We start from the raw sequence: 538 nt of genomic DNA on the forward strand, positions 1-538 counted from the left end.
TCGAAATTCTTACCGGAAAGGTCACCAAGACGCAGCTTGGCCAGGACCTGATCAGCGAACTGGACGGACTTCAGGACCAGATCGATAGCCTGGACGGCCTTGGTGGATACGTTTCAACCAAGGTCTACCTGAAAGGGATGATGGTGGTGGAAGCGGATCGCATCTATCAGGCAAAAGTGCAGGTTCCTGCCGGCAACCCGCCGCCCAATGCCGGGTACTGGCTGGATGTTGGGCAGTCGGTCGAAACGGCCAACGGCCTGGCGCAGCAGGTCAGCACCAACACCGCCGACATTACCAAGCTCGACGGCGTGGTCACAGCACAGGCCAGTACCACCAACGCTTTACGCGCCTCTGCACGCGGTGACAGTGGTAGCGGTGCGAAGGCTGATGCTCTAAAGGGATGGGCAAGTACTTCCGCTATTGTCGAGGAGAGCAAGGTCAGGGCAACCGCGATTGAGGCTGAGGCGACGAAGACCACGCAACTGCAAGCCACTGTCGGTCAAAACACATCTGCCATTCAGGAAACGTCCTCGGCGCT

General features: G+C 58.6%; 1 pseudogene. It reads left to right on the top strand.

The features are described 5' to 3' along the window. A pseudogene (locus ACP7E3_RS31905) lies at positions 1–538 on the top strand (host specificity protein); the annotation flags it as partial.

Origin of the sequence: Pseudomonas sp. PSPC2-3 (assembly GCF_049898265.1) — a bacterium.
Classification (GTDB): domain Bacteria; phylum Pseudomonadota; class Gammaproteobacteria; order Pseudomonadales; family Pseudomonadaceae; genus Aquipseudomonas; species Aquipseudomonas veronii.